At 73.4% G+C, this 18,610-nt stretch carries 12 protein-coding genes and 1 pseudogene; all 13 read right to left on the bottom strand.

The features are described 5' to 3' along the window. Window positions 1-52 precede the first annotated feature (52 nt). Window positions 53-694 (bottom strand): annotated as a pseudogene (locus ACFC0Z_RS08555) (PIG-L deacetylase family protein); the annotation flags it as partial. Next, window positions 691-1,485 (bottom strand): sugar phosphate nucleotidyltransferase, encoded by a 795-nt coding sequence (locus ACFC0Z_RS08550; RefSeq protein ID WP_376434195.1) that lies wholly within the window; start codon window positions 1,483-1,485, stop codon window positions 691-693. The pseudogene ACFC0Z_RS08555 and the gene ACFC0Z_RS08550, both read right to left, overlap by 4 nt. Next, window positions 1,482-2,717 (bottom strand): class I SAM-dependent methyltransferase, encoded by a 1,236-nt coding sequence (locus tag ACFC0Z_RS08545; RefSeq protein ID WP_376434193.1) that lies wholly within the window; start codon window positions 2,715-2,717, stop codon window positions 1,482-1,484. The genes ACFC0Z_RS08550 and ACFC0Z_RS08545 overlap by 4 nt, the downstream gene beginning before the upstream one ends. Then, window positions 2,718-4,040: a glycosyltransferase family 4 protein gene (locus tag ACFC0Z_RS08540; protein ID WP_376434191.1), complete on the bottom strand. Its 1,323-nt coding sequence runs from the start codon at window positions 4,038-4,040 to the stop codon at window positions 2,718-2,720. An 8-nt stretch (window positions 4,041-4,048) separates the two neighbouring features. Beyond that, window positions 4,049-5,290, bottom strand: a complete 1,242-nt coding sequence (locus ACFC0Z_RS08535; RefSeq protein ID WP_376434189.1) for an O-antigen ligase domain-containing protein — start codon at window positions 5,288-5,290, stop codon at window positions 4,049-4,051. Window position 5,291: 1 nt separating this feature from the next. Next, entirely contained in the window at window positions 5,292-6,905 is a 1,614-nt protein-coding gene (locus tag ACFC0Z_RS08530; protein WP_376434187.1) for a right-handed parallel beta-helix repeat-containing protein, read from the bottom strand. Beyond that, window positions 6,902-8,920, bottom strand: a complete 2,019-nt coding sequence (locus ACFC0Z_RS08525; protein ID WP_376434185.1) for an alginate lyase family protein — start codon at window positions 8,918-8,920, stop codon at window positions 6,902-6,904. The genes ACFC0Z_RS08530 and ACFC0Z_RS08525 overlap by 4 nt, the downstream gene beginning before the upstream one ends. Continuing rightward, complete coding sequence (locus ACFC0Z_RS08520) at window positions 8,917-11,127, bottom strand: bi-domain-containing oxidoreductase (RefSeq protein ID WP_376434183.1); 2,211 nt, start codon at window positions 11,125-11,127, stop codon at window positions 8,917-8,919. The genes ACFC0Z_RS08525 and ACFC0Z_RS08520 overlap by 4 nt, the downstream gene beginning before the upstream one ends. Before the next feature lie 29 nt (window positions 11,128-11,156). After that, window positions 11,157-13,091 carry an asparagine synthase (glutamine-hydrolyzing) gene (gene asnB / locus ACFC0Z_RS08515; protein WP_376434181.1) on the bottom strand — a complete coding sequence of 645 codons (1,935 nt, stop codon included), beginning with the start codon at window positions 13,089-13,091 and terminating at the stop codon, window positions 11,157-11,159. Between the two features lie 3 nt (window positions 13,092-13,094). Further along, window positions 13,095-14,609: a Wzz/FepE/Etk N-terminal domain-containing protein gene (locus tag ACFC0Z_RS08510; protein WP_376434179.1), complete on the bottom strand. Its 1,515-nt coding sequence runs from the start codon at window positions 14,607-14,609 to the stop codon at window positions 13,095-13,097. Further along, window positions 14,606-15,997 carry a Wzz/FepE/Etk N-terminal domain-containing protein gene (locus ACFC0Z_RS08505; RefSeq protein WP_376434177.1) on the bottom strand — a complete coding sequence of 464 codons (1,392 nt, stop codon included), beginning with the start codon at window positions 15,995-15,997 and terminating at the stop codon, window positions 14,606-14,608. The genes ACFC0Z_RS08510 and ACFC0Z_RS08505 overlap by 4 nt, the downstream gene beginning before the upstream one ends. Beyond that, window positions 15,994-17,271, bottom strand: coding sequence for a glycosyltransferase family 4 protein (locus ACFC0Z_RS08500; protein WP_376434175.1), 1,278 nt, complete (start codon window positions 17,269-17,271; stop codon window positions 15,994-15,996). Before ACFC0Z_RS08500 ends, ACFC0Z_RS08505 begins: the two co-directional genes overlap by 4 nt. Beyond that, on the bottom strand, window positions 17,261-18,577 hold the full coding sequence (locus tag ACFC0Z_RS08495; RefSeq protein ID WP_376434173.1) for a nucleotide sugar dehydrogenase: 1,317 nt from the start codon (window positions 18,575-18,577) through the stop codon (window positions 17,261-17,263). Before ACFC0Z_RS08495 ends, ACFC0Z_RS08500 begins: the two co-directional genes overlap by 11 nt. Window positions 18,578-18,610 lie beyond the last annotated feature (33 nt).

Genomic DNA, 18,610 nt, shown 5'->3' with positions numbered 1-18,610 from the left:
GAGCAGATGGTGCGGACGGAGCAGATGGTGCGGAAGTGACGGGCTCGGAGGAGCCCAGGTCGAGCGTGAGCTTGGAGACGGCGAACGCCTCGGCGTAGCGGGCGTGGCACTCGATGCCCCGGATGCGGGCCAGGCCGAGGAAGGCCTCCCGGTCGTACCAGGGCCGGTGCCGCTGCGAGGGGTAGTGCGCCTGGAGCAGCTCCACCTTCCGCTCGGCGGTCTCCGGCGCCAGCGGCTGGTACGCCGACGGGCGGCCGAGGTCGCCGTCCCACTTGACGATCTCGTAGCCGAGGACCAGGTGGTCGCGGAACGCCGTCGGGATCAGCCGGGCCAGGCCCCGGTGGTCCTGGTGGGCGTCGTCGGTGCGCGGGGCCAGGATCAGGTCGGGGTCGGTCGCCGCGCGCAGCTCCTCGACCGCCGCCTTGGCCTCCTCCCAGTGCACCGGCAGCCGCCCGTCCGGCAGCTTGAGCACGGTCAGCCGCAGGTCGGCGCCCGGGCAGAAGGCGGCGAGCGCGGCCCGCTCCTCCGCCTCGCGCTCCCCGCCGCCACCGCTCAGCACCAGCGCGTCGACGCGCAGGCCCGGCCGCGCCCGGCACATCGTCAGGAGCGTGCCGCCGGCGCCGATGGCGATGTCGTCGCAGTGCGCCCCCACCGCGACGATCCGGTCCGGACGACCGGCGGTGAGCCGTATCACGCGCCCGTCCCGACGCCGTCGCGCTCCCACACGGCCCACGGCCGGTCGCCCCGGGCGTACGCCTCGTCGAGGGCGGCCCGCTCCTTCACCGTGTCGGTCGGCTTCCAGAAACCGCGGTGGCGGTACGCCACGAGACGCCCCTCCTTGGCGAGGCCGGCGCAGCCGTCGGCGACCAGGTCGCCGTTCTCCGGTATGTGGTCGAAGACGTCCTGGCGGAGCACGAAGTAGCCGCCGTTCTCCCACAGCGGCAGCTCGCTCACCGGCGTGATGCCGCCGACGAGGCCGTCCTCGCCCAGCTCCACGCAGTGGAAGGAGGACTGCGGCGGCACGACCATCATCGACGCGCCCGCGTCGGTCTCCTTGAACCGGTCGATCATCTCCGGCAGCGGGGCGTCGGTGAGCACGTCCGCGTAGTTCGCGAGGAACATCTCGTCGCCGTCGAGGTGGTGGCGCACCCGCCGCAGCCGCTCGCCGATCGGCGACTCGATGCCGGTCTGAGCGAACGTGATCGTCCAGTCGGCGATGTCCGTGGAGAGCAGCTCGGTCTCGCCGCCCCGCAGCACGAAGTCGTTGGAGGTCGTCTCCTCGTACGAGAGGAAGAACTCCTTGATGTGGTGGGCCCCGTAGCCGAGGCACAGGATGAACTCCTTGTGCCCGAAGGACGCGTAGTACCGCATGACGTGCCAGATCAGCGGGCGCGGGCCGACCATCGCCATCGGCTTGGGCATGTCGTCGGAGGACCCGGCGCGCATGCGCAGCCCGTAACCGCCGCAGAACAGGACGACCTTCATCGCTTCACCTCGACGACGCTGAGTTCCGGAATGGGGAAGACGAGCCGGCCGCCCCAGTCGCCCACGTAGGACAACTGCTCGACGAGCTCGGCCCGCAGGTTCCACGGCAGGACGAGGACGTAGTCCGGCCGGTCCTCGGCGATCCGCTCGGGCGGCAGGATCGGGATCCGCGTGCCGGGCGTGTACCTGCCGTGCTTGTACGGGTTCCTGTCCACCGTGTACGCGAGCAGGTCGGGCCGCACCCCGCAGTGGTTGAGCAGGGTGTTGCCCTTGCCCGGGGCCCCGTACCCGACGACCGTCTCGCCGCGCTCCGCCGCGTCGATCAGGAACCGCAGCAGGTCCCGGCGGACCTTGGCGACCCGCGCGGAGAACTCGGCGTACCCCGACAGCTCCTGGAGTCCGGCGGCCTTCTCGCGGTCGAGGACGTCCACCACGGCCTGCGAGGGCTCCCCGGCGACCTCGGCGGGACGCGCCCACAGCCTGATCGACCCGCCGTGCGTGGGCAGCAGCTCGACGTCCACGAGCGTCAGACCGCCGCTCGCGAGCGCCCGGGCCGCCGACGCGACCGTGTAGTACTGGAAGTGCTCGTGGTAGATCGTGTCGTACTGGTTCTCCTCGATCAGCGTCAGCAGGTGCTGCACCTCGATCGAGACCCAGCCGTCGTCGGCGACCATCGCCCGCAGGCCCCGGGTGAAGCCGACCACGTCGGGGATGTGCGCGTACACGTTGTTCGCCACGACCAGCTGCGCGGGACCGTGCTCGGCACGGACCGCCTCCCCGGTCTCCGGCGACAGGAACGCCGTGAGCGTCGGCACCCCGGCCTCCCGCGCCGCCGCGCCCACGTTCACCGACGGCTCGACGCCCAGGCAGCGGATCCCCCGGTCCACCACGTGCCGCAGCAGATACCCGTCGTTGCTCGCGACCTCGACCACGAAGGCGTCGGGACCGAGCCCGAGCCGCTCCACCGCGCCGTCGACGAAGACCCGCGCGTGCTCCACCCAGGAGGTCGAGAACGAGGAGAAGTACGCGTACTCCTCGAACGTCTCCTCCGGAGTGATCAGCGGGGGTATCTGCGCCAGCCAGCAGTCCGTGCACACCCGCAGGTGCAGCGGGTACGCGGGCTCCGGCAGGTCCAGTCGGTCCGCGGCGAGGAAACTCTCGCAGGGCGGAGTCGCCCCGAGGTCGACGACGCTGGCGAGCGCCGCCGAACCGCAGAGTCGGCATCGTGTCATCTACATACCCCCATCCCCGCCCGCGCGGGCACCCCGCCGCGGGCCGATCTCGTCGTTCCCGTACGGGTCACCGTCCGGGGTCCCGTGCGGGTTCCCCTCCGGGTTCCCTTCCGGCGGCGCGCTGACCCCGCCGCCGGACCGCGCCGCGATCGCCGCGCGGTACTCCTCCACCAGCCGTTCGAGCCCCACGGCCGGACTGAAGCCCTTGTCGTACCGGTGCCGGGCCGCACGGCCCATCTCCCGGTTGCGGTCCGCCCCGGACGCGATCCGGCGCAGGCACTCCGCGAGCGAACCGGTGTCCCCCGGCCGGTGCAGCAGCCCCGTCACCCCGTCGTCGACGAGCTCGACGAAGGCGCCGTGGGCGGCGGCGACCGCCGGGACCCCCGCCGCCATCGCCTCGGCCACCACCAGGCCGAAGGTCTCCCGGGCCATCGAGGGCGCCACCACGGCCACCGACCGGGCCACGCCCTCGCGGCACTCCTCCGGGTCCCACAGGCCGGCGTACCGCACGTCGTCCCGGCCCGCCGCCCACGCCGACACCTCGCGCTCCAGGGGACCCGCGCCCGCGATCACCAGCGGCACGCCCACCCCGCCGTCCGCGGCGAGCCGGTCCCAGGCCGCCATGAGGAGCCGTACGCCCTTGGGCTCGGCGAGCCGGCCGAGGAACAGCAGGTGCTCGCCGTCGTCCGCGCGCCGGACCCCCGGGTCGGGGACGAAGTTGTGTTTCACCACCAGCCGTTCGGCCGGCATGCCGGAGCGGACGAGGACGTCGCGCTGCGCCGCCGAGATGCAGAAGAACCGGTCCACGCCGGTCCACCACCGCCGCCGGTTCACCGTCAGGTTCACCGCGAGCGGGACCGTCGCGAGCCGGGAGTCCCGGTAGCAGCCGTGCCGGACGGCCGGCAGCGGCAGCGTCCGGCCCACGCACTCGGCGCACGACTGCCCGTCCCGGTGCAGCGTGCCCGGCGGGCAGACCTGGGTGTAGTTGTGCAGCGTCGCGACGACCGGCACGCCGACGTCGGCGCAGGCGGCGAGCACGGCGGGGGACAGCAGCGGGAAGACGTTGTGGACGTGGACCACGTCGGGGCGCTGCGCGCGCAGCCGGGCGGCGAGCTCCGTCCGGACGCCCGGGTTCCACGGCACGAGCAGCGGCACCGCGACCTTGCCGAGCAGCGACTTGCCCACGATGTCGTCACTGCGCCGCTCGAACAGGTCGACCCGGTGGCCGGCCGCGCGCAGCAGTCCGACCTCCTCGTCGACGACCCTGTTCTCTCCGCTCGGCTGCGCCGACGAGTAGCGGTTGTGCACCACGAGGACACGCATGCCGGGGGTCACCTCCTGGTCCATCGGGGGACGCGCACCGCGTCCCGTTCTGCCGTGTCGGGCGTCGACACGTCCGGTGCGGCGAGGAGGGACGCCGCGAGCGTCAGGTGCAGCAGGTAGGCCGAGGCGTCCCCGAGACCCACCTCGGTGTACGAGGACAGGCCGCAGTAGCTGATGAGGAAGATCGCGCAGGCCCTCGGCAGCGACGGGGGACGCAGCAGCGCGACCCCGCCGAGGACGAGGAGGACCGCCGCCACGATGACGACGCCGAAGAGTCCCTGCTCGTCGTAGACGGCCAGCCAGCTGTTGTCGATCGGCAGTCCGTCGAAGGACTTGTCGCCCAGGCCGGTGCCGAAGACCTGCTCCTGGAGCGTCCGGGGCGAGCCGAGGAGGGCGTCCCAGACCTTGGCCCGGCCGGTGAGGTTGGTGAAGTTCTCCTGGCTCTGCCCACGCAGGAACCACTCCCGCAGCGCGGAGCTGAACACGACCGCGGCCACCACCGCGCACAGCACGGCCCAGGCGAAGAGCCGCCGGGCGGCCGCGCTGGTCAGGACCAGCGAACCGATCGCCAGGGTGAGGCCGATGAGCAGCCCGAGCGTGGCCGTACGGGTGTGGGTCATCGCGAGCAGGACCAGCGACGGCACGATGACCGTCGCCGCGCTCGCCGCCGTCGTGCGCCGCCCGAGCAGGAGCAGCGCGGTGAGGCCGATGACCACCGCCGCGTACTGCCCGATCTGCGGCGGAGTGAGCGGCCACAGCGCGCCGACGAGCCGCCCGCCGTAGTACTCGGGCATCGCCGTGCCCGGCGAGACGGCCAGCCCCGCCGCCACCAGGACGAGGACCGCGAAGTACATGCGGATGTGGTGGCGGACGAAGGACAGCGAACCGTCCCACCAGCGGCTCAGCAGCCACAGCGTGGCGGTGAAGAGCGCCAGCCGGGCGCAGCGGAACAGCGCCCCGACACCCACTTCCAGGGCGATGCTGGAGATCAGGCTCGGCACCAGGAGCAGCGTGATCAGGAAGACGAACGCGCTGCGGCGGACGAGGAGTTCGGGGTTGAGCGCGAGCGCCAGCAGGAACGCCACGACCAGCGCGCCCATGGTGACCATCTGGATGAGGGAGCGGGGGATCGGGAACACGGTCTGCGCCCCGGCCGACCCGAGCGTGTTGAGGGCGAGGAGCGCCCAGGCGATGCCGGCGGCCCTGGGCGGGCCCTCGGGCTTGTGCGGCAGCCACGACTCCACGGTCATCTCAACCACCCGCCCCGGGGGCGAAGGTGCTGCGCGCGTCCTGCCCGTACGGGGCCGCCTGCCAGGTCCCGGCGTCGAGCGCCCGGCTCCGGTCACCGGCGAGGAAGTTCCACGGTCCGCGGTAGACGTTGTCGTGCCAGCGGTTGTCCTGCCCGTGGGTGACGGCCTCGGCCACCCGCTTCCCCCGGTACGGTGACCAGTCCGGGGACGTTCCCTCGTTGGCGAAGAGCGCCATGCGGGCGCACTCCTTCGCGCAGTCGGTCTCGGCCGGGTCGAGGACGAAGCGGTTGTGGTGGACGTCGACCCGCTGGGTCTTCCAGCGGCAGTCGTCGTACAGAGGGGCGCCGGCGATGGCCGGTGCCGTGCAGCGGGCCGTGCCCTTGACCAGCAACGTGCAGTAGTCGGTGGATGTGTTGGCCGGACTGTTGCAGAACCGGTCGGCGTTCTCCCACAGGGTGATCGCGTTCCAGTTGTTCTCGAACACGTTCCCGTGGATGTCGATCCGGTCCGTGCGGGCCGGGATCCGCGGCTCGCCGCCGGACTCGGAGACGTACACCGTCGCGTACGGGAAGTCGTCGCCGTCCGCCGCGAGCGGACGGCCCTCGACGAGGTTGTTCCGCCGGATCGTGTTGTTCCGGATCACGGCGTTGTAGCTCGTCTCGTAGATCAGGGCGGCGCCGTCGTTCGCCTCGACGAGGTTGTCCTCGAAGAGGAAGTCGTTGTTGTTGGTGTCCGCCCACAGCCCGGTGCCCCGGTTGTCGTGCACCCAGTTGCCGCGCACGTCGGCGCCGTTCACCGCCCAGAACTTGATGCCGCCGGTGCAGCCGCAGCCGGGCGTCCGCCGCTCCCAGTCGTCGGTGTTGTTGCCGACGACCTCGTTGCCCTCGACCACCAGGCCGCGCAGCGTGTCCCCGGTCTTGTACGCGTTCATGCCGTACTGGCCGTTCCGGCGCAGGCAGCTGCCGACGAGCCGCTGACGGGCGCCGGCCATCAGCCCGGCACCGGAGTTGTCCTGGATCGTCGCGTGCTCGATCACCCAGCCGTCGGCCATGTCGTGGTTGACCACGCCCTCGTTGTTCGGCGCCACGAAGCCCTGCACCGTCAGGTGGCGGATGACGACGCCGGTGGCCGTGCCGCCGAACGCGTACTGGTTGACCTTCCGGCCGTCCAGCACCGCCCCCGGCGCGCCGAGATAGCGGTTGCCCTTCTTCGGGACGACCTGGTCGTACGGGCCGTCGCCGAGCCGGTGCGTCCCCGGCCGCAGCCAGAACGTGGTGCCCGCCGGGCTGTCCTCGGTCTTCGTCGCGAGATCGCTTGCCACCGCCGGGTCGACCGTCACCGCGCCCGCCGGAGCCGTCGCCGGACCGGGCACCGGCTTCGCGCACACCCGCGCCATCGCCGCGGACGGCGCCCCGGCGGCGGGCCGCGCCTCCGTGGACGGGTGCGGGGCGGAGCTCGTACGGGACGGGGCGGCCGTGACCGACGGGCCGGGCGGGACGTCGCTCGTGCTCGTGCTCGTGCTCGTGCTCGTGCCTGTGCTCGTGCAGGCGGTCACGGCCGCCAGGAACAGCGCCAGGGCCGCGGTGCGCGGCGCCCGGCGCCTCCGTGCGTTCACGACGCGGCCTCCCGGCCGTCGGCGGCGTCGGCGGTGTCGGCGGTTTCCGTCGCGTCGAAGACGAGCGTGGTGGTGAACGTGCGCGTGCCCTCGGCCGTCCCGCTGCCGACGAGCGTGGTGGCCGGCACCTTGACGCCGAAGCCGGGGGAGTACCAGCCCAGCGGCGGCGCGGTCTCGCCGCGGTGCGCCCGCCAGGTCAGCTCCCCGGGCAGCTCGAGGACGGCCGATCGGTCCTCGCCGTCCCGGTTCCACGTCAACACGGCCCGGTTACTGGACAGTTCGGCGGTGACCGTCGGCCCCAGGTGGAACGCGAGGCGTATGGCCCCGGCCGTGCCGCTCTCGCCGCGCACCTCGTCGACCACGCGCAGCTCCCGGCTCGCGGCGGTCAGCACCACCTCGCGGCGGTGTGCCGTCCGCCCGTACCCGTCGTGCTCGGCGACCCAGCGGGCCGCGTCCTCCCCGTGCGGGTCCGCGACCAGGACCCGGGTGCGGGCGTGCCGGGTCCACAGGAACGGGCCGCCGGAGACGGACTGGTCGGCGCCGTCCCACTCCAGGGTGTTGTGGCCGAGCGTCGACCGGAAGTAGCTCCGCCACTCCGGCTGCCCGTGGTAGCAGTACGTCCCCGGGTCGGCGAGCACGTCGACCCCGTCGTGCCGGACCTCCACCGACAGCGCGTCCGCGTGGGCGTGCGCGGCGATGGACAGGAACCCGTGCGGGCCGCCGTCGCAGCGGCACCAGATGCCGCCGGGGCCGCGCAGGACGGTCATGCCCGCGTCGGCGAAGTGCCCGGGACGGCGCTCCGGACGGCCCGCCGTCGACGGGCCGCCACCCTGCCCGTACGGGCGGATCAGCGCGGCGAGCAGTGGGGTGCGGACATCGGTGCCGGTGACCTCCGGCCACCACGGGAGCCGGCCGAACACGGCCTCGCCGGTGGCGAGCAGCGAGCCCCAGCGGTCGGTGCCCTCGCCGTCCACGATCAGGCCGTGCCCGTCGTCCGCGTCGCCCTGGCGCGGCGGTCGCAGCCGCCCGTCCACGACGGCCGCGAGCGCGTCCGTCATCCGCAGCAGCACCCTCCGCACGGTCGCCGGGAGCGGTACGCCGGCGGCGTCCGCCTCGGCGACCGCCGCGAGACCGAGCTCCAGGACGAGCCCGTGGTACTCGGTTGCCAGTTCCCGGTTGAGGCCCGACAGGTAGGTGTTGCCCCGCAGGTTCCGTTCGAGGGACTTCAGGGCGTCCGACCGCCAGCGCTCCGACGCGTCGAACCACGGGAACGCGCAGGCCGCGGCGAACTGGCCCGCGGTCTCGGCGATGACGTGGTTGTTCGCCGAGGAACCCCGGCTCGGGAACCCCGCGAGCCAGCGCTGGTGGTGCCAGATCTGCCGCAGCGCGACCGGGTTCTCCTCGAACAGGCCGGGCGCGCCCGGCCAGCCGTCGAGGAGCCTGCGGACCCACACCCACGACAGGAGCCGGATGCCCAGCTCGATGCCGCTGATCCAGTGCACCCCGCGCAGCGGCGCGTTCGCCGCCCACCACTGCCGCAGGTGCGCGGCGACACGCTCGGCGTACCGCTCGTCCCCGGTCAGCGCGTAGGCGGCGGCGAGCACCGTGAGGTACTGGTGCCGGGACGGCTCCCAGATCTGCTTGATGTCCCCGACCGTCTCCTCGTCCCGGTACGGGACGTCGAAGGCGTACCCCCAGGGCGCGCGCCGCCCCGTCTTCGGGTCGAGCACCCAGTCGGGGTCGACCAGGTCCTCGCGGACCACGCCGAAGAACTCGGCGCGCCCGGCCATCAGCCGGTCCGCCTCCTCGACCAGCCGCTTGACGGCGTCCGGCGGCACGGCGGCGAGCGTCCCGGCGGGCAGCACCGCCGTGAACCGGGCGTCCCGCGCCCCCGGGTAGCCCGGCGGCGCCGACCGCCACCGCCGCCTGCGCAGCGTGTCGCCGACCCGGCCGCCGACCTCCCGCGGCCCCATCCGGGACAGCCGCCGCAGGTACCAGGCGGGACTCATGGTCATCGCGCCCTCGCAAGCGTCACCGGCGCGCCGCCGGCGAGACCGGTGCGCACGGCGAGGGTGGCCGCCGTGGTGGCGACGAGCGACTCCAGCGGCACCGGCATCGGACCGCCGGTCAGCACCGCCCTTACGAACGCGGCCAGTTGGGCGTTCTGGCCCTTGTCGCGGGCCTGGGGGAGACGGGAGCTGACCCAGCGCTTGCGGCCGGCGGCGCCGCCGTCGGTGAACACCGAGGCGCGGGCGAAGTCGTCGAACCGGAGCACCTTGCCGTCGGCGATCAGGTCCAGCGTCTCCTTGGGGAAGCCGGGGGTGCCCGTGGTGACGTAGCTGATGGTGGCGGTGGACCCGTCCGCGTACCGCAGCACGATCTGGAGGTCCTCGCCGCCGGCCGCCGAGGCCGCGTACACGGAGACCGGGTCGGAACCGAGCAGCCAGCTCGCCGTGTCGACGAAGTGCCCGCCCTCGCCGGTGAAGCGGGAGCCCTCGGTGCCCTGCCGGAGGTACCAGCTGCCCTGCTGGAGGCGGCCCGCGTTGACCAGGTACCGCAGGCTCGCCGGGCCGGTCCGGGCGCCGAACCGCTGCCTGGCCTCCTGGAGCAGCGGCGCGAAGCGGCGGTTGAAGCCCACGTGGATCCGGTCGTTGCCGGACTCCTCCACCGCCGCGAGGATGTCGGCGAGCTCCTCCTCGGTGAGCGCGAGGGGCTTCTCCACGAAGACGGCCTTGCCGGCGAGCAGCGCCTTGCGGGTCAGGGCGGCGTGCGAGCTGTGCCGGGTGACCACGAACACCGCGTCGATCGACGGGTCTTCGAGCACGGCGTCGAGGTCCGTGGTCGCCTCGGCGAAGCCGAACTTCCGCTGCGCGTTCGCCGCGGACAGCGCGGTCGTCGTGACGACCGTCGACAGGGCGACGCCCTCGCGCCCCGCCAGGTGCGGGAGCAGCATCGACGTGGCGTAGTTGCCCGCGCCGACGAACCCGAGGCGGACCAGGGGCTTCGCGGGCCGGGACGGGGCCGTGACGGCGGTGCCGCGGCGGACCGCCGGCACCACGACCTCGGCGGGGGGCGCCTCTCCCTCTTCCGTCGTCTCGGCCTCGGGGTACCGGAACAGGACGGCCACGGCCCTCAGTTCGCCGTCCTTGAGCCGCTCGTACGTCTTGACCGCGTCGTCGAAGTCGGCGATGTGCGAGATCAGCGGCTCCACGTCCACGCGGTTCCGGGCGAGGAGGTCGAGGAAGCACGCCAGGTTGCGGCGCTCGGTCCAGCGCACGTACCCGATCGGGTAGTCCCGCCCGTCGAGCTCGTACTCCGGGTCGTAGCGCCCGGGGCCGTACGAGCGGGAGAACCGGACGTCGAGCTCCTTCTCGTAGTACGCGTTCCACGGCAGGTCCAGCCGCGTCTTGCCGATGTCGACGACCCGGCCCCGGTCACGGCAGAGCCGGGCGGCCAGCTCGACCGGCCCGTTGTCGGCGCCGCCGGCGGCCAGGTACACCTGGTCCACGCCGTGGCCGCCGGTCAGCGACGCGACGGCGGCGTCCACGGCGGGCGAGCCGGGCTCGCCGCACACCACGGCGCCGAGACCGACGGCGAGTTCGCAGCGCGACGGGTCGGGGTCGACGCCGACGACGCGGGCGCCCGAGGCGGTGAGGAGCTGCGCCACGAGCTGCCCGATCAGGCCGAGGCCGATGACGAGCGCCACGTCGCCGAGCTGCGGCTCGCCCTGCCGGACGCCCTGCATGGCGATCGATCCGACGGTGCCGAAGGCCGCGTGCCGGGGCGCGAGCCCGTCCGGCAGCGGGGTGTAGAGGTTCTTCGGGACCCAGTTCACCTCGGCGTGCAGCGCGTGCTCGTTGCCCGCGCAGGCCACCAGGTCGCCGACCTTCACGTCGTCGATCCCGGCACCGACCTGCTCGACGACCCCGCAGAGCGAGTAACCGAGCGGCGTGTACGAGTCGAGCTTGCCCATCACCTTGCGGTAGGTGGCGGGCAGGCCGTTGGTGGCGACGCTCTGCATGACCTTGGCGACCTGGTCCGGGCGGGAACGGGCCTTGCCCAGCATCGACATGCCGGCCTCGGAGACCTTCATGAGCTCGGTCCCGGTGGATATCAGCGAGTAGGACGTACGGACCAGCACACCGCCCGGCTTGCACTCCGGCACCGGCACGTCGAGGACGGCCAGCTCACCGCTCTTGTAGTTCTGTACTACCTGTTTCACCGAAGTCCCCTTGTTTCTCAACGGTGTTGCTACGCGCCCTGGCGGGCGTGTCGGTCGGACCCGAGGGTCGCGCCGCGATACCAGTACTCGAGCGTCAGCACGTGCCACAGATGCTTGGAGAAGTCCCGCTGCCCGGCCGCGTCCTCGGCGACCATCCGGGCGAGCGCGTCACGGCGCAGGATCCCGGACTCGACGAGCAGGCCCTCGTTCACCACCTCGCGCACCAGCGGCGCGAGATCCCGGCTCATCCAGGCGCGCAACGGCGCGCTGAACAGGCCCTTCGGGCGGTAGACGATCTCGCGGGGCAGGACCGAGGTGGCCGCCTCCTTGAGGACGGCCTTGCCCTGCCGGCCGACGATCTTCCGGTCGCCGGGCACCGCGAACGCCGCCCTGACCACCTCGACGTCCACGTACGGCACGCGCACCTCGGTCGAGGCGGCCATGCTCGACCGGTCGGTGTAGGCGAGGTTCAGACCCGGAAGGAACATGCGGCTGTCGCCCAGGCACATCCGGTTCACGAAGTCGTCGAGGTCGTTGTCCTCGTACACCTCCGCGTGCTCGGTCAGCACGTCGTCGACCGTGCCCGCCAGGTCGGGACTGACGAGGCCCAGCAGCTCCTGGCGGTCGTACATCGTGTAACTGCGCCGGAACGCCGTCTCCTCCGGCAGGTCGGCGAAGGACAGGAACCGCTTCGCGAACCGCACCGACCGGTAGCCCCGGCGGGCCGTGGCGACCGGCAGCCGGTCCACGGCGGCGGACAGCCCGCGCCGCAGCGGCCGGGGGACGCGCTGGTAGCGCAGCGCGACCAGATTGGCGTAGTGCTTGCGGTACCCCGCGAACAGCTCGTCCGCGCCCATCCCCGACAGCATCACCTTCACCCCGGCCTCGCGGGCCGCCGAGCAGATGAGGAAGGTGTTGATCGCGGCCGGGTCGCCGATCGGCTCGTCCAGGCTGTGCGTCATCCGCGGCAGCAGGTCCAGGACGTCGGGCGCGATCTCGATCTCGCGCAGGTCCACGCCGAACTGCTCGGCCACCTTCCGGGCGTACCGGAGGTCGTCCGGCATCGCCTCGAACCGGGCGTCCTCCGCCCGGAAGCCGATCGTGTAGGCCGCGATCCCCGGCACGTCCCGCGCGGCGAGCGCGGTCAGATAGCTGGAGTCCAGACCCCCGGAGAGGAACGTCGCCACGGGCACGTCCGCGAGCAGGTGGCGCCGCGTCGACTCCTCGACGACCGCCGCGATGTCCGGCAGGTCGCCGGAGCGCGCCCGCTCCCGGCCCTCGGCGGCGACGTCCCGCAGGTTCCAGAACCTGCCCCGCTCGACCCCGCCGTCCGGCCGGCACCGCAGCCAGCTGCCCGGCGGCAGCTTCTCCGCGCCGCGCAGCGCACAGCGGGAGTCCGGCACCCAGTAGTAGAGGAGCGAGGCCACGAGCGCCCCGTGGTCCACCTCCAGGGTCCCGCCGGTGGCGGCCGCCAGCGCCTTGAGCTCGGAGGCGAAGACGAGCCCCTCGCCGCGCCGCATCAGGAACAGCGGCTTCACGCCGAGCTGGTCGCGGACGAGCACGAGCTCGCCGGTCCGCTCGTCGAAGACCCCGAACGCGAACATGCCGCGCAGCCGGGGCAGGCCGTCCGTGCCCCAGCGCCGCCAGGCCTCCAGGACCACCTCGGTGTCGGACGTCCCCCGGAAGCGCGTCCCCGCGGCCTCCAGCTCGGCCCGCAGCTCGGGCGCGTTGTACAGCTCGCCGTTGTACGTGAGGACGAGGCCGTCCTTGGCCATCGGCTGCGCCCCGGTCTCCGACAGGTCGACGATCGCCAGCCGGCGGTGCCCGAGGTGCACCTCGCCGTCCCCCACGGGGTGGCTGTACCGGCCGGCCCCGTCGGGCCCGCGGTGGGCGAGGATGTCGGTGAGCCGGTCGGTGACGGTCTTCCCGTCCGGCCAGCGGTACGTGCCCGCGATGCCACACATGTGCTACCGCACCTCCTGCTCGTCTTCGGGGCCGCGCGTGGCCCAGAACGGCACCCGCTCCGGGCGCGGCCGTTCCGTCGTGTTCCGGCGGGCCGCCCGCTCACCGCGGGCGCGGAGTGCGGTCTGCGTCCCGTCCCACAGCGTCCCGTCGGTCCGGTCCCGCGGATCGGGGTCGATCAGCACCACACCGAGCACCGCCACGCGCTGGTCGGCGAGCTGCCGCGCCACGTTGTGCAGCCACGCGGCGCTCTCCACCCCGGCACGCACGACGAGGACCGTGCGCGTGCCGAGGTACGGGAGGTCGGTCCACGCCGCGCCGGGCGCCACCGAGCCGACGCCGAGCCGGAACTCCCCGTACGTCACGGGCGCCGCGTGCCCGGCGTCGACCACGATCGGGTCCCCGTGCTTCCCCTCCCGCTCGGCGAGCTGGGGCCCGGGCAGACCGTCGACGACGACCACGGGGCCGCGGGCCGTCAGGGCCCGCGCGAGGTCCATGGCGAGCGTGCTCACCTCGGACGCGCAGCCCAGCTCCAGGAGCGACACCGGCTCCTCGGAGGTCCGCACGGTACGGGCCAGGAACGAGACGAGCCGCTCGCGGGCCGCCCTGGTCCTGCGGCGCCGCCGCCACAGGGACGACCGGCGGGGCAGTTCGGCGACGACCGACGCGCCGAGGTTCTCCGCGACGTCCCGGCGCAGCACGGGCCGGTCCACGACCACCGAGGCGACCGAGGCCGCCGCGAGCCCGAGGGCCAGTCCGAGGGCGATCCCGATCCCGGCGTCGGTCACGGCCGCCTTGGGCAGCGAGTACCGCACCGTGCGGGGGGCGTCCACGATCTGCGTACCGGCGATCAGACGGGGCGTGCCGATGCCCGCCTGCGCGGCGCGCTGGGTGTAGTCGGCGATCTGCGAGGTGAGCTCGGCCCGGCGGGCGAAGAGCGACTCCATGTCCGCCGACGCCCCGGTCGCGGAGGAGTTCTCCCCGATGGACCGGTTGACCTCGGCGAGGTCCCCGCGCAGCCGGTCGCGCTGTTCGAGCAGAGCCTTGGCCTCGGAGTCCGCGGTCGCCCGCAGGCGCCGCACGTGGTCCGCGATGAAGGTGTCGGCGAGCGCCTGCGCGCGCGCCACCGCCTCCGCGTCGCTGTCCGCGCTGACGCTGATCTCCAGCACGTTGTTGGTGAGGCCGACGCTCCCGTAGTCCTTGAGGAAGTCCTCCGGCCTGTCCCCGGACTTGAGGGTCCGCAGGGCCTCGGCGGCGATCTTCGTCGTCTGCAGCAGGGCGGCGTCCGTACGGATCAGGGTGCCGGGGTCGTTGGGCTGGTCCTCCTGGTGGGCGACGAGCAGCTTCACCGTCGCGGTCGGCGGCGGCGGCAGGAACACGGCCACCCCCGTGCCGAGGGTCAGGCCGAGGAGCGTCGTGGCCGACCACAGGCGGCGCCGCCTGCGGACCGAGGCCACGAGCGTGCCCAGGTCGAGGAGCGGAGTGGCGGCCGGGGCCTCCGGAGCCGTACGCGTCGTCATCGCACCCCTCCCGTCACGCGCTCGTCCGACGCGGATGTCTGCGTGCCCGCGTGCCGGGGCCCGGCGGCGGACCGTGCCGGGCGCGCGGTGCGCGACCGGACCGGCGAGGCGACCAGGACGCCGACGACCTCGTGCTCGGCGTCGGCGCAGGCCTCGGTGATGCCCGCGAGCTCACCCGCCGTCCAGCCGCCCGCGCTCAGCACGACCAGGACACCGGACTCGTGCGTGTGGTCCGGCAGCAACGGCCGGGAGACGGAGACGCCGACCACGTGCAGCGCCGGGTTCCCGACCAGGCCGTCGTGCGCGGCCACGTCCACGAACTCCTCGGCCGCGCGCCGGGCCGCCTCGTCCCCGTCCGGGACGACCACGAGCACCTGCCGGGCGGCCGGCAGCTGGTCCCGCAGCCGCGCGCACGCCCGCCGGTAGCGGACCCTGCGGCCCGCCTCCTCACCGGCGGTACGCGGGGTGGGCACGTCCCAGCGGATGTCGAGGCCCAGGAGCCGCCGCGCCCAGGACCACCGGTCGCGGGCCCCGGTCCGGTCGCCGCCCCGCTCGACGGGCACGTCCACCGCGCCCAGGACCGGGGAGCCGACGGCGGCGGTGATCTCCCGCTCGGAGCGCGGCCGCCGGCCGACCCGCGCGGCGGCGAGGTGCGCGACGACCGTGCTCAGGAGGAACAGGAGCGCGCCACCGGCGACGAGCTGCACGCGCGTCGGAGGCGCCTGACCCGTCGGCCGGGCCGACGGACCCATGACGACCAGGGCGGTCTTGTTGTCCGCCAGCTCGGCCTTGTCCAGCGTGTCCACCGCGTCCTGCAACGAGGTACGGAGCTTCGCGAGCTCGGTACGGGCCTGCACGCTCTCCACGGTCTCCCCGGAACCGGCCGCGTCGGCCAGCTCGTCGATGCGGCGGCTCGTCTTCGCCACCAGCTCACGCAGGGCCTCGGGCCGGTCCTTCGCCTTCGGATCGGTCGGCACGCCGGAGATCTCCGCCGCGAACGTGACGAAGTCCCTGGCCACCTGGTCGGAGAGCCGCTGCGCGCGCTCCGGCGTCTCGGCCGTCCCCGAGATCCTGATGATGTTGCCGTCGGCGACCTCGGCGACCACCTGCTTCCGCAGCTCCTTCGCGCTGACCCCGTCCCAGGCCAGCGCCGTGTTCGCGCGGTCTATCACCACCGAACTCGTGGCGATCTGCGCCTGGGTGAGGAGCTCGCGCTCCTCCCACGCGCCCGGCAGCAGGACCGACGCCGAGGTCGTGTACCGGGGCGGGAGCAGCAGCGCGGTGCCCTGGCCGACGAGCGCGCCGAGCAGCGTCAGGAGGACGAGGAGCCGTCGCCGCCGACGGATGATCCGCCCGACCGTGACCAGGCGTATGGTGTCGTCGCTCAACGGCGGGGCCTTCTCCCCGACCGGATCGGTCCGCGCGCCGAGACAGGGGCGAGGCCGCGGCAGGCGGCGGCGTAGGCGTCGAGGAGCGCGCGCTGCGAGTGCCGCCAGGACAGCCGGCCGCCGATGCGCTCCTGTCCGATCTTGCCCATCCGGGCCCGCTCCTCGGGATCGTCGAGGAGTCTCGCGACGAGCCGGGCGAACTCGGACTCGTCGTCGGCGGGCGCGTACACGGCGGCGTCACCGGCGGAGACGCGCGCCTCGCGCAGCTCGAAGGAGACGATCGGCCGGCCCATCACCATGTACTCGAGGACCTTGTTCATCGTCGACACGTCGTTGAGCGGATTGCGGGGGTCGGGGGAGAGGCACACGTCCGCCGTGGACAGGTAGCGCACCAGGTCGGCGTCCGGCACGCGCCCCGTGAACTGCACCTGGTCCGTGAGACCGAGCCGCCGGGACAGCGCGACCATCGCGTCGAAGGCGTCCCCGCCGCCGACGAACACCGCGTGCCAGTCGGTACGCCCGACCTCGTCGCGCAGCTTCGCGAGGGCCCGCAGGGCGTAGTCCACCCCGTCCTGCGGCCCCATCACACCGAGGTAGCACAGCAGATGCGGCTTGCCGCGCTTCAGCTCCGGCTCCGGCGGAACCGGGTGGAAGCGCTCGATGTCGGGCGCGCTGCGCACGACGAACACGTCCTCCGGACGCTTCCCGCCGCGGCGCACGGCGACGTCCCGGTAGCTCTCGTTGGTGGCGAGCACGACGTCGGCCGCCCGGTAGGTGGCCCGCTCCAGGGCGCACACGGCCCGGTAGAGCAGGTCCTCGCCCCGGTCGAACCGCGACAGGTACAGCTCCGGCACCAGGTCGTGCTGGTCGAAGACGAACCGCGCTCCCTGCCGCTTGAGCCACAGCGCCGGAAGGAACAGCAGGTCCGGCGGGTTGCAGGCGTGGACCACGTCGACCGGGCCCACCTTCCGGGCCAGCCGCATGGTGTGCCAGAGGGCCGACCCGTACTCGCTCAGATAGCCGGCCGGGCCGCCGGTCGCGGCGCGCAGCGGGTAGCGGTGGATGCGTACCCCGTCGACCACCGCCTCCGCCTCCGTGTCCCGCTTCTCGCCGCGCGGGCAGATGACGTGCACCTCCCAGCCGGCGTCGCGCAGTGTCGTGCACTCCTGCCAGACCCGCCGGTCGAACGGCACGGAGAGGTTCTCGACCAGGACCAGCGCGCGCCGGCCGGTCCCGTTGTTGTCCTGTGATGCGGACGATGTTTCACCAGGCAAGACCCACGTACCCCGGTTCGGCCCGGCGCGCGGCGGCGTCGGGAAGGTGGACGAGATCGACGATCAGGGGGCCGTCGCCGTGCGGCAGCGCCGCCAGGACGGCCGGGTCTCTGGTGCCGACGAGGCAGACCTCGGCGTGGCCGAGGACCTCGTCGACCGAGTCCGTCAGCAGCCTGCCGAGGTGCGGCAGCCGGGTCTCGATGTACTCGCGGTTCGCGCCGAGCAGCCGGGACAGGTTCACGTTGGGGTCGTAGATCCGCAGGTCGTACCCCTTGCCGAAGAGCCGCTCGGCCAGCTCGACGAGCGGGCTCTCGCGGAGGTCGTCGGTACCGGGCTTGAAGGAGAGCCCGAAGAGCCCCACCCGGCGCTTGCCGGTGCGCTCGACCAGGTCCACCGCGCGCTGGAGGTGGTCGGCGTTGGAGGGCAGGACGTGGGAGAGGATCGGCACTGATACGTCGGCCCGCTGTGCCGCGTGGACGAGGCTGCGCAGGTCCTTGGGCAGGCACGAGCCGCCGAAGGCGAAGCCGGGCCGCAGGTAGGCGGGGCTGATGTTCAGCTTGTGGTCGGCGAGGAACACGTCGATCACCTGGTGCGAGTCCACCCCGAGCGCCCGGCACACCGCGCCCAGCTCGTTGGCGAAGCCGATCTTGAGCCCGTGGAAGGCGTTGTCGGCGTACTTGATGGCCTCGGCCGTCGGGATCGGCACCCGGAACGTCTCGCCGGGCAGCCCCTCGTACAGCGAGGCGACCACGTCGCCGCTCTCCGCGTCGAGTTCGCCGATGACGGTCTTGGGCGGGTCGAAGAAGTCCCGCACGCTCGAACCCTCGCGCAGGAACTCCGGGTTGACCGCGACGCCGAAGTCGACGCCGGCCGTGCCGCCGACGTACTTCTCCAGGATCGGCACGAGCAGGTCGAGGCAGGTGCCGGGGAGCATGGTGCTGCGGAACACGACCGTCTGCCGCCCGCCCCGCTCGGCGACGGCAGCGCCGATCTCCTCGGTGACCCGCTCCAGATAGGTGGTGCACAGGCTGCCGTTGGGCTCCGACGGCGTGCCGACGCAGATCAGCGACACGTCGCTGTGCGCGATCGCCTCGCGGACGTCGGTGGTGGCGCGCAGCGCCCCGCTCCCCACGACCTCGGCGACCAGCTCGCCGATCCGCTCCTCGACGAGCGGCGGCTTGCCGTCGTTGACCAGGTCGACCTTCACCTGGTTGACGTCCACCCCGATGACCTCGTGGCCGAGGCTCGCCAGGCACGCGGCCGACACGCAGCCCACGTACCCGAGCCCGAAGACGCTGACTCTCACGACCCGTTCCTCCCCCCGGGCAGGCCCTCGCGG

The organism is Streptomyces sp. NPDC056144 (assembly GCF_042264145.1).
Classification (GTDB): domain Bacteria; phylum Actinomycetota; class Actinomycetes; order Streptomycetales; family Streptomycetaceae; genus Streptomyces.
This window is presented reverse-complemented; position numbering and strand designations above follow the sequence as displayed.

Bases quoted from the DNA above. Each gene is read 5' to 3' on its own strand.
- ACFC0Z_RS08550 (WP_376434195.1), bottom strand. From the start codon at position 1,485: ATGAAGGTCGTCCTGTTCTGCGGCGGTTACGGGCTGCGCATGCGCGCC.
- ACFC0Z_RS08545 (WP_376434193.1), bottom strand. From the start codon at position 2,717: ATGACACGATGCCGACTCTGCGGTTCGGCGGCGCTCGCCAGCGTCGTC.
- ACFC0Z_RS08540 (WP_376434191.1), bottom strand. From the start codon at position 4,040: ATGCGTGTCCTCGTGGTGCACAACCGCTACTCGTCGGCGCAGCCGAGC.
- ACFC0Z_RS08535 (WP_376434189.1), bottom strand. From the start codon at position 5,290: ATGACCGTGGAGTCGTGGCTGCCGCACAAGCCCGAGGGCCCGCCCAGG.
- ACFC0Z_RS08525 (WP_376434185.1), bottom strand. From the start codon at position 8,920: ATGACCATGAGTCCCGCCTGGTACCTGCGGCGGCTGTCCCGGATGGGG.
- asnB (WP_376434181.1), bottom strand. From the start codon at position 13,091: ATGTGTGGCATCGCGGGCACGTACCGCTGGCCGGACGGGAAGACCGTC.
- ACFC0Z_RS08510 (WP_376434179.1), bottom strand. From the start codon at position 14,609: ATGACGACGCGTACGGCTCCGGAGGCCCCGGCCGCCACTCCGCTCCTC.